At 27.1% G+C, this 11,510-nt stretch carries 10 protein-coding genes and 1 other annotated feature; all 10 genes read right to left on the reverse strand.

The window, feature by feature from the left end; all coding sequences use genetic code 11:
- Positions 1-2: 2 nt before the first annotated feature.
- Positions 3-2,345, reverse strand: coding sequence for a U32 family peptidase (locus Q4E08_RS04930; RefSeq protein ID WP_303129040.1), 2,343 nt, complete (start codon positions 2,343-2,345; stop codon positions 3-5).
- Positions 2,346-2,460: 115 nt separating this feature from the next.
- On the reverse strand, positions 2,461-3,738 hold the full coding sequence (zapA, locus tag Q4E08_RS04935; RefSeq protein ID WP_303129041.1) for a cell division protein ZapA: 1,278 nt from the start codon (positions 3,736-3,738) through the stop codon (positions 2,461-2,463).
- A gap of 148 nt (positions 3,739-3,886) precedes the next feature.
- Positions 3,887-6,271 carry a phenylalanine--tRNA ligase subunit beta gene (gene pheT, locus Q4E08_RS04940; RefSeq protein WP_303129042.1) on the reverse strand — a complete coding sequence of 795 codons (2,385 nt, stop codon included), beginning with the start codon at positions 6,269-6,271 and terminating at the stop codon, positions 3,887-3,889.
- 31 nt (positions 6,272-6,302) lie between these two features.
- Complete coding sequence (gene pheS / locus Q4E08_RS04945; RefSeq protein ID WP_303129044.1) at positions 6,303-7,322, reverse strand: phenylalanine--tRNA ligase subunit alpha; 1,020 nt, start codon at positions 7,320-7,322, stop codon at positions 6,303-6,305.
- A gap of 58 nt (positions 7,323-7,380) precedes the next feature.
- Positions 7,381-7,611 (reverse strand) — a binding site (T-box leader).
- 52 nt (positions 7,612-7,663) lie between these two features.
- Positions 7,664-8,440: an RNA methyltransferase gene (locus tag Q4E08_RS04950; protein ID WP_303129045.1), complete on the reverse strand. Its 777-nt coding sequence runs from the start codon at positions 8,438-8,440 to the stop codon at positions 7,664-7,666.
- Between the two features lie 17 nt (positions 8,441-8,457).
- Positions 8,458-9,123, reverse strand: a complete 666-nt coding sequence (locus Q4E08_RS04955; protein WP_303129046.1) for a TrkA family potassium uptake protein — start codon at positions 9,121-9,123, stop codon at positions 8,458-8,460.
- Positions 9,124-9,135: 12 nt separating this feature from the next.
- Positions 9,136-10,482, reverse strand: a complete 1,347-nt coding sequence (locus tag Q4E08_RS04960; RefSeq protein WP_303129047.1) for a TrkH family potassium uptake protein — start codon at positions 10,480-10,482, stop codon at positions 9,136-9,138.
- Positions 10,483-10,676: 194 nt separating this feature from the next.
- Positions 10,677-11,036, reverse strand: a complete 360-nt coding sequence (gene rplT, locus Q4E08_RS04965) for a 50S ribosomal protein L20 (protein WP_024614981.1) — start codon at positions 11,034-11,036, stop codon at positions 10,677-10,679.
- Between the two features lie 27 nt (positions 11,037-11,063).
- Positions 11,064-11,261, reverse strand: a complete 198-nt coding sequence (gene rpmI, locus Q4E08_RS04970; protein WP_024614980.1) for a 50S ribosomal protein L35 — start codon at positions 11,259-11,261, stop codon at positions 11,064-11,066.
- A 22-nt stretch (positions 11,262-11,283) separates the two neighbouring features.
- A partial coding sequence (gene infC / locus Q4E08_RS04975; protein ID WP_303129048.1) for a translation initiation factor IF-3 occupies positions 11,284-11,510 on the reverse strand: 227 nt, incomplete at its 5' end.

The following is an 11,510-nucleotide window of genomic DNA, read 5'->3' on the forward strand; positions in this document are numbered from 1 at the left end:
TTTTATTCTACACCTCTTCTGTAATGACCTTTTGTGTAATCTTTAACATCTATAACTTTTTTGTTATTAAATTCATTAATTACTTTTCTTACTTCATCTATTGTCTCATCTGTAAAATCTAATCTTAAACAATTTATCCCCATATCTTTTAAATCATCGATTTCTTCTATTAAATTTAAAGGAAGAGAATTTAATATATAACTTCTACAAAATACATCTGTCATAATACTAAACTTTTCATTTACTCTATCAATCAAAGTATATATGTCTTTTTCACAAGCTCTATTACAACTTTTATTTGTATCTTTTAAACCAAATGTACTTCCTATAGGGCAATATTCACTAACCATAAGTTCAGTTTTTCCATATATCATTTTAGCACAATTATATTTTGAACTCTTTAATAATGCTTTTATTTCTTTTCTATTTAATTCTTCACTAACTGTAATTATATCTAAATCTTCTTTAAAGAAATTTAAAGCCTCACTATTAAATATGTTTAATTTATAGTCACCTATAATTTTCAATTCATTTTTATATTTATTTATTATACCTACATTTGATGTTAAAATACCACAAATATAAGGTTTTACTTTTTCTATAATATTTACAACTGAGCTAAATTCACTTTTTATTATATTAGGTAATTTAAGTATTAATTTATTTGTTTTACTATATTCTTTTAAATCATCTATTTTAATTGAATTTTTGTATCTACTAAATATATCTACTGCAATATACTCAAAATCTTTTTTTAATTCATTAAATTGATCTTTTAATATAACCTTCGGCAAAACATCTATAGCTTTAATTTCCTTAGAAATATTTTTAACTTCTACTTCTTTACCATATCTATTTCTTCTATACTTAGAACATTCACCTTTTACTATTTTCTCAAATAAAGCTCTTCTTAATTCATTAAGGTCTCCTATTCTTATAAACCCGTTATCAAAATCAATAAAATTAATTTTATTAAATTTATAAGGATAATCACCAGATTTAAATAATGCTTTTTCAATTCTTTCTTTATCTAAAGGCCTATTTGTAGCTTCTTCAACTATTTCCCCTGAAACTTCATAGTAATTATCATTAAATAAAGCACCTAATTTCAATTTCTCATTAACTTTAAATGTTACATATCCTTCTAATTCTATTTTTCTACCATACGGTTTAACAGTTTCAGAAAGTTCAAGAGTTAATTTTTTATCTGACATTTTATATAAAAAATCACCTTTTTTATAATCTATAGGAAAAAGTTTTACTTTATCACCTTTTTTAGCTTCTTTAATTTCATTTTTATTTTTTATTATTTTACTTAAAGTAAAACCACCATCATTTACTCTTATTCCATCACCTAAAGATATATCTCTTTCTAATATTACTTCTCCATTTTCTAATACTTTTCCTAATATAACACCTGTATTTTTAGGAAAATTATAACTCATCATATCTCTACCAACATCTTTTTTTAAATAAGCCTTAGAAAAACCTTCTCTATTAAAAAGCTGTAATAATTCATCTTTTCCAATCTTTACATCAAATTTTTCATGAAAAAGTTCTTTATCTACTGCTTTTCTGTAATTTCTAACTACACCAGCAACATACTCTGGCCTTTTCATTCGACCTTCTATTTTTAAAGAATACGTTCCACTATTAATTATATCTTTAACATCTTCTATAGTACACATATCTTTTGGAGATAATAAATAGCCTCTTTTTTCTCCAGATTTTCTTGATTTTAATGTATACTCCATTCTACAAGGTTGTGCACATCTTCCTCTATTTCCACTTCTTCCACCAATCATAGAACTCATTAAGCATTGTCCTGAATAACATACACAAAGTGCTCCATGAACAAACATTTCTGTTTCTATTTTTAAATCTTTTGATATATGCTTTATTTCTTCAAAAGTTAATTCTCTTGATAATACTATTCTATGAAAGCCTCTCTCTTTAAAGTAAAGCGCACCTTCACCATTATGTATTGTCATTTGAGTAGAAGCATGTAATTCAAAATCACTATATTTTTCTTTTATTAATTTAACTAAACCTAGGTCTTGTATTATAAGTGCATCTACTCCTATTTCATATAAATAACCTGCATATTTTAAAGCCTTTTGCAGTTCTTCTTCCTTTAATAAAGTATTCATAGTAACATATACTTTTACTCCATAGCTATGTGCATAATCTATAGCTTTTTTCATATTCTCATTATCAAAGTTAGATGCATATGCTCTTGCTGAAAATTTATTTCCGCCTAAGTATATAGCATCTGCACCATTATTTATTGCAGCATAAAGACTTTCCATACTTCCTGCTGGTGCTAAAACTTCTATTTTGTTCATTTTCATCTCTCCTAAATTTTTAAAAAATAATTTCTCCTATGTATTATTTTAGTTTAACTTATAAACACACAAAAATAAAGTACTGAGCAAAATTTAGTTACTCAGCACTTTATGATTACTTTCTCTTTAATAAAACAGGCTCATTTTTAGCTTTTACCTTAGTAACTTCTATTTGAGCATCTATAAGCTTCTTTTCTAAATCTAAAATTTTATATTTACTAGTTTGAAGTGCTATTCTTGTGCTTTTTCCAGCTTCCATAAGTTTATTTCTGTCTTCCTTATACTTACAAGCCTTTTCTGTTAACTCTTCTATAATTGATTTCTTATCATTTATATCTTTATTTAAAGTTTCTATTTCTATTTTAAGATTTTCTATCTCATTATTTTTTTCATTTTCTATACTATTAAAGTTATCTATTGTATCACGATTTTTTCTCATCTCATCTTTTAGTGAATTATTTAACTTTTCTTTTTCTGCAATTAGTAAGTTTAACTTTTCCTCGTTTTTATCTAATACATTAGATAAAGTTTTATTTTTATCTTCATATTCATTTATAATATCTTCATTATTTTTTATTTCTACGTTCAGTTCTCTAATCTTTCCATTTAATTTTCTTATATCTTTTTCTAATATATTTTTTTGTTCTGCTTCTTTGTTTAAGTTTTCTAATAAATTAATCTTTTCTTTTTCTATATTTTTAATTTTCTGTTCAAGATTATTATTTATAGTAGAAATATTATTTATTAACTCTTTATTAGTATCATTTTTAGATTCAAGATCCTTTATCTCTCTATATAATATCTTTTCACTTTCTTCTCTTTCTTTTGTTATTTCTTTTATTCTATTTTTATAAGTTTCATTTTCAGATTTTAATATTCTATTTTCTTCTTTAAGCTTATTTACGTAACTCTTTAAATTTTTTATTTCTTCTTCATTTTCTTTTATCTTAATTTCATTTTTTTCTTTTATTCCTTTTAAATCAACATTTGATTTATTTAGTTCATCTCTTTCCTTTAGAAGATTATTTCTATCTTCTTTTAAACCATTTATAGTATTTTCTTTTCCATCTATTATTTTAGAACTTTCCTCTTTAAATTTTTCTAAGTTAATTTTTACTTCTTCTAAACTTTTATTTAATGCTAGATTTTCTTTTTCTATACTATTTTTTAACTTTGCTATGTTTCTTAATTCATCATCTGTTTTATATAATATATCTGTAATATTAACAGCTGCTAAAACAGATGCTTGTGAAATACTAAGCATTTTATTTTTAGCTAGTACCTCTTTTATTCTTTCGTCAACATAAGATGCAATATCTCTTAAATATTCTTCACTTTCTTTACCTTTTAAGTTATAATCTACTCCATTTATGTTAACCGTAATTTTTACCATTATGTCCCACCTCTTAAAATATAATCTTCCTATTATATTAATTATATTTGATATTTTAAGTTTGTACAATTATGTATATTAAAAAGGTAATTAATTTTATTATTATTTTAAAGAAAAGAGGTAGTTTAAAAACTACCTCTTTTAAAATTTATTGTTCTCTTAAAATAGCACCTAATTTATGTTCAAGTGATCTTAAAATTTTATCATGTACTTTATTTACTTCTTTATCTGTTAAAGTTTTGTTTTCATTTCTATATGTTATTGCGTAAGCAATACTTTTCTTTCCTTGTGGAACTTGTTCTCCTCTGTAAATATCAAAAAGTTCTACTTTTTCAACAATATTTCCACCAGCTTTTATTATTGAATCTTCTATATCTTGAACTAATATATTTTCTTCAACTAAAAGAGCTATATCTCTTGTAACAGCAGGGAATTTTGGTAAAGGTTTATACTTCTTTTCAAGTTCTGAATTTTTATATACTTCATCTAAATCTATTTCTGCTACAAAACAAGAAGTTTCTATACCAAAGTTTTCAGCTACATCTGGATGTATTTCTCCAAATACTCCAGCCTCAAATTTTCTACCAACAACAAGTTTTGCTGTTTTCCCTGGATGGAATGTAGGATTTTCTGATTCTCTTAAGAATTTAACGCCTTTAACTCCTAATCCATCAATTAAGTTTTCAACTATACCTTTTAAATCTAGATAATCTACGTTTCCGTAAATTCCAATAGTTAAAATATTTTTTTCTATTGGTAATTCTGTTTCATCTTCTGAAGGAATATAAACTTTTCCTATTTCAAAAAGATAAGCTTCACTATTATTTCTTGTATAATTTCTTGAAAGTGATTCCATCATTGAAGCTAAAGTTGTTGTTCTCATAACACTATAATCTTCACCTAAAGGATTTTTGATAGTTACAACTTTTCTTAAATCACTATCTTCACTTAATTCTATCTTATCAAATGCTTTCTTTGATATAAATGAATAGCTTATTGATTGATTTAAACCACTAGCTATCATTATATCAACAACTTTTTCATCTAATAATTCTTTCTTATATTTAGCTTCTCTTTCAGTTTGAGCCTTAAATATTGTACCTTCTATGTTATTATATCCATATATTCTAGCCACTTCTTCTGCTATATCTTCTTTTATAGCTATGTCAATTCTAAATGTTGGTATTGTAATTTCTAACATATCACCATTTATTTCAGTTTTTAAATCTACTGAATCTAAACATCTTTTCATTTCCTCTATTGAAATATTTGTTCCTAAAAATTTATTTATCCAAGTAGAATCAACAGCTATATGTCCTTCTTCTTTTACTTCGTTATATACGTCTATAGTTCCATCTATAACTTCTCCAATACCTAATTCACATACTAAAGCACAAGCTCTATCAAGTGCAAGTTTTGCTAAATTTGGATCTATATCTTTTTCAAATCTTGATGAACTTTCTGTTCTAATTCCTAGTTTTTTAGAGTTTACTCTTATATTAGTTCCTTCAAAATTTGCACATTCAAAATAAATATCTGTTGTGTCTTTTTTTACTTCTGAATTTAATCCACCCATTATTCCTGCTATCGCAACAGTTTTATCATCATCCTTTATACATAAAACGCTACTATCAAGTTTTCTATTAACTTCATCTAAAGTTACAAACTCTTCACCATCTTTAGCTCTTTCTACAACTATTTTATTTGACTTAATTTCTCTTTTGTCAAATGCATGCATTGGTTCTCCAGTTTCTAACATAACAAAATTAGTAATGTCAACTATATTATTTATAGGTCTAACCCCTGCTTCTAAAAGTCTATCTTGCATCCATTTAGGTGAAGGTCCTATTTTAACATTTCTAACTCCTCTTGCCATATATCTTCTACATAAAGAATCTCTAACTTCAACTTTCAATTCGTCATTTATGTTACTTCCATCTACAGTTTTATATTGAAAGTTTGGCATTTTATAATTAGTTTTTAAAGTAGCAGCTGTTTCTCTTGCCATACCTATCATACTTAGGCAATCTGGTCTATTTGATGTTATATCAAAATCTAAAGTTTCTTTCTTAAGACCTAAATATTCTTTTATTTCAACACCTATAGGAGCATCCTCTTCTAATATCATAAGTCCATCAACTTCTTCTTCACCTTTTAAGCCAAGTTCTGCTTCTGAACAAAACATACCATTTGATACAACGCCTCTAAGTTTTCCCTTTTTAATTTCTGTTCCATCTGCTAATGTTGATTTATGAAGTGCAACAGGAACCTTGTCTCCAACTTTCATGTTAGTTGCAGCTGTAACTATTTGTATTTCTTCTCCTCCAATATCAACTTGACATATACTTAATTTTTCAGCATCTGGATGCTTTTCTATAGAATTGAATTTACAAACAACAACTCTATTTATATTATCTCCTTGAACTATTATTCCTTCTAAGGCTGAACCTGTAAGAGTTAATAAATCCCCAAGTTCTTTAGCACTTACATTTATATCAACATAATCTTTTAGCCAACTATATGGTACTTTCATTTAATTTACCTCCTGATTTATTAAATTTTTACTAGAATTGATCTAAAAATCTCATATCACTTTCATATAGTAATCTTATATCATCTATTCCATATTTAAGCATTACCATTCTATCTACACCGAATCCGAAAGCAAATCCTGAATATTCTTCTGGATCTATTCCACAATTTCTTAAAACTTCTGGATGAACCATTCCACAACCTAGTATTTCTATCCATCCACTTCCTTTACAAACTTTACAGCCTTTTCCACCACAAACAAAGCAAGTAGCATCCATCTCTGCTGAAGGTTCAGTAAATGGGAAATGATGAGGTCTAAATTTAGTTTTTACTTTATCTCCAAACATTTTCTTTGCAAATAATTCTAATGTTCCTTTTAAATCAGCAAAAGTTACTCCTTTATCAACAACTAAGCCTTCCATTTGATAAAATATAGGTGAATGAGTAGCATCAACATCATCTGATCTATAAACTTTTCCTGGTGATATCATTTTTATTGGAAGAGTTTGTTTTTCCATAGTTCTAACTTGAACAGGAGAAGTTTGAGTTCTTAAAACAAGACTATCATTTATGTAAAAAGTATCTTGTTCACTTCTTGCTGGATGGTCTTTTGGAATATTTAACGCTTCAAAATTATATTTATCAAGTTCTATTTCTGGACCTTCCTCTATAGTAAATCCCATTGATACAAATATATTTTTCATACTTTGAAGAGTTAAATCTAATGGATGTCTCTTTCCTATTCTATTTTTCTTTCCTGGTAATGAAATATCTATAATTTCACTTGCTAGCTTTTCATTTTTTTCTTTATTTTTTATTTCTTTAGAAACACTTTCAATTTTTTCTTCTAATATACTTTTTACTTCATTAACAAGCTTTCCAACTATAGGTCTTTCCTCTTTAGAAACATCTTTCATACCTCTTAATATAGTTGTAAGTTCTCCTTTTTTTCCAAGAAATCTTACTCTTATTTCTTCTATTTGAGAAGAAGTATTAGCAGTTTCAATTTCTTTTAATGCTGCTGCTTGAATATTTTTAAGTTTTTCTTGCATATTCAAAATCTCCTTTCTTTAAAAACAATATTTTTTTACAATAAAAAAACCGCCCCTAAAAAGGGACGGAATATCCGCGTTACCACCCTAATTGGTTTAATAAAATGAACTTTACTAAACCCAACTCGTAAATATAACGGTTTTAACCGCTAACCACTACTTTAATTAAATTTCGCAGTTAGAACTCCAGAGTGAACTTCAGAATAAAACTTTTAAAATAGCTTACAGTCAACGGCTATTTCTCCCTTAAAAAGTTATTTATACCTACTCTCTCTTTCTTAGTCTTTTAATGTAATTTTATACTATTAGATTATACATATTATTAATCAAAATTTCAATAGTTATCTTATTTGTCTTACTCTTTCATAAATAATAATAGATGCTGCCACTCCAACATTTAAAGATTCTGCTCCGCCAGGCATAGGAATTTTTACTTTTTTATCAGAAATATTATATATCTCTTTTGATACACCGTTTCCTTCATTTCCAACAGTAATTATAATATTTCCTGTCAAATCCTCATTAAAAAAATCTTTGCTTCCTTCAAGTGAAGTAGAAACAATTGAAAATCCTTTATTTTTTAAATTCATTATATTTTTCAAATCTTCATCTTCTTGAATTATTGGTATATAAAACATAGAACCCATTGTAGATCTTATAGTTTTATCATTATATATATCTACAGTTCCTTTAGTTAATATAACTCCATCTATATTAGCTGCATGAGCTGTTCTTATTATAGTTCCTAAATTCCCAGGATCTTGAACTTTATCACAAAGCAAATAAAAACTACCATTTAACTTTCTATCATTGTTATCCATACATATAACTGCAAGTATACCTTGAGGGTGTTCTGTTTGAGTACAGTCTAAAAATAAATCATTATTTAATCCAAAAATTTTACCTTCATAATTATATTTTTGCAATAATTCTTCTGCTTTATATTTAGCACCTTCTGTAAAAAATATACAATCTATTTTTGTATTAGCTTTTAATGCTTCCTCTACAAGTCTAAAACCTTCGATTAAATACTTTTTTGCTTTATTTCTATTTTTTCTCTCTTTTAATTTTTTTATTTCTTTATATATAGCATTTTCTTTACTTTCTATATAAATCAATGTAATTACCTCGTCAATTAAAATTTAACTATCATACCTTCTAACTTACTTAAGTCTTCAGCAGATCCTATTGCAACTATAATATCTTTACTATTAATCACAAAGTCAGCAGGAGGTGAAAGATTTATTTCATCATCTCTCTTTATAGCCATAACATTTATCCCGTACTTACTTCTAAGTTTTAACTCTCTTATAGTTTTATCGTTCCAATCTTCTGGAGTCTCTATCTCCATAATACTATAATCAGGAGATAACTCTATAAAATCTAATATACTTTCTGATACCAAATTGTGTGCAACTCTAACTCCCATATCCTTTTCTGGTAATATTACTCTGTCTGCACCTATTTTATATAGTACTTTAGCATGTAAATCACTATTTCCCTTTGCAATAATATATTTAACTCCAAGTTCTTTAACTAAAAGAGTAACCATTACACTTGCTTGTATATTAGAACCAATAGTAACTACTGCAACGTCAAAATTTCTAAGTCCTAATGTTCTAAGAGCACCTTCATCTGTTGCATCCATTTGAACAGCATGAGTTACCTTATCTGATATATCTTGTATTAAATCTTCATCTTTATCTATTACTAAAACGTCATTGCCTAGTCCATATAAAGTTTCAGCAACTGATGATCCAAATCTACCAAGACCAATTACTACAAATTGCTTTTTTACCATATAATTCATCCCCTAACCGATTAAAATCTTACCTTCTGGATATTTATGTGTTTGCTTTTTCTTATTTCTTATAAATGCTAATGCTACAGTCATAGGACCAACTCTACCACAATACATAGTTATCATTATAATAATTTTTCCAGCAGTACTTAGCCTTTGGGTAACACCAGTTGTAAGACCAACAGTTCCAAATGCTGATGTTGCTTCATACAAAATATTTATAAATGATTCATTTGGGTCAGTTATAGATAATAAAAGTGTAACACCTATAACTAAAGTCATTCCTATAATTAGTAAAGCAAATGATTTATAAACTAAACTTTTTGAAAATCTTCTTCCAAAAACTTGAGTATCTTCTCTACCTCTTATAACCGAAATTACTGTTAAAATTATAATTCCAAATGTTGCTGTTTTTAATCCACCTGCAGTTGAACCAGGTGATCCACCAATAAACATTAATATTATAGTTAATAACTTCCCTGAATTTGTCATTCCATCTGTAGAAACACTATTAAAACCAGCTGTTCTTGGTGATACAGATGCAAAGAAGGAGTTTAAAACTTTATCATCAAAACTCATATTACCAATAGTTTTTGGGTTATGCATTTCAAATAAATACATAAAAATAGTTCCACCAATTATAAGAACAACTGTAATTAATATAACTATTTTAGAATGTACAGATAATTTCTTAAGTCCTCTATAATTATAGACTTCAAGCCATACTGTAAAACCTAAACCTCCTATTATTATAAGAGCACTTATAGTAAGTAAAACTACAACATTACCTGAATATGAAACAAGAGAACTAAATCCTCCAAATAAATCAAATCCAGCATTACAAAAAGCCGAAATTGAATGGAATATACTATAATAAATTCCTTTTGCTAATCCAAACTTCGGAACAAACTGAGTAGATAATAACAAAGCTCCAAAAAATTGTACTGCAAATGTAAATCCAAGAACATATCTAACCATTTTAACAAGACCTTGAATATTAAATGTATTCATAGCTTCTTGCATTATAAGTCTATCTCTTAAGGTTATTTTTCTTCCAAGAAGTACAGCTATAAATGTTGCAAAGGACATAAATCCTAATCCACCAATTTCAATTAAAAACATTATAACTATTTGCCCAAATTCGTTCCAATGCGTACCAGTATCTAAAGTAATTAATCCTGTTACACATACAGCTGATGTTGAAGTAAATAATGCATCTAAAAAGTTTGTACTTTCACCACTTGCAGAAGATATTGGTAAACTTAATAATACACCACCAACAAATATTACTATAAAAAATCCTAGTGCTAATATTTGTACGCCACTCAACTTCATTTTTTTAGTAAAAAATTTTTTCATTTAATCACCTCAAAGGTTTATATCCAATATAATATCTAATATTTATTATACACCCTTCAATAAAAATATTAACGTGTAAATTTTATCAATACTCTGTTAAAGATTTATTATACACATATTAATAAATTATGAAAACAATTTTTGTTTAATTTTATCTATATATAAAGAAAATGCGACCTAAGTCGCATTTCAAATTAAGCGTTTATATGTTTTTTAGCTACTTCAACTAACTCAGCGAAAGCTTTTGGATCATTGATAGCTATTTCTGATAACATTTTTCTGTTTATATCTATACCAGCTAATTTGATTCCATTCATGAATCTTGAGTATGAAAGACCATTCATTCTTGTAGCTGCATTTATTCTAGCTATCCATAGTCTTCTGTAATCTCTCTTCTTTAATCTTCTTCCAACATAAGCATTTCTTAATGCTCTGATTACTGATTCGTTAGCTGTTTTAAATAACTTGCTCTTTCCACCGTAGTATCCTTTTGCAAGTTTTAATACTTTTCTATGATTCTTACGAGCGTTAACTGCTCTTTTAACTCTTGCCATTTAACAAAACCTCCTGCGTCTAAACTCTTATAGGTATGGTAATAATTTCTTAATTACTTTTTCTTGTGCTACTGATACGTATCCACCTTTTCTAAGTTTTCTCTTAGTTTTTGAACTTTTCTTAGTTAATATGTGGCTTCTGAAAGCTTTAGCTCTCTTAAGTTTTCCTGTACCTGTCTTTCTAAATCTCTTTGCTGCACCTCTATGTGTCTTCATTTTTGGCATGATAAAATCCTCCTCTCAAAAGTTATGCCTTTTTTGGACCTAAAATCAATGTCATGTTTCTGCCTTCTCTTTTTGGTTTCTTTTCGATAACACAAACATCTTCAAGTTTTCCAACGAAGTTATCTAGAATTCTTTCAGCTATGTGACCTAATTCCATTTCTCTTCCTCTAAATCTTACAGTGACTTTGACTTTATCTCCATCTAATAGGAACTTTCTTGCTTTTTTAGCTTTAATTGCAATGTCATTTT

It is taken from the genome of Clostridium sp. (assembly GCF_030532265.1).
In the GTDB taxonomy this organism is placed as follows: domain Bacteria; phylum Bacillota; class Clostridia; order Clostridiales; family Clostridiaceae; genus Clostridium.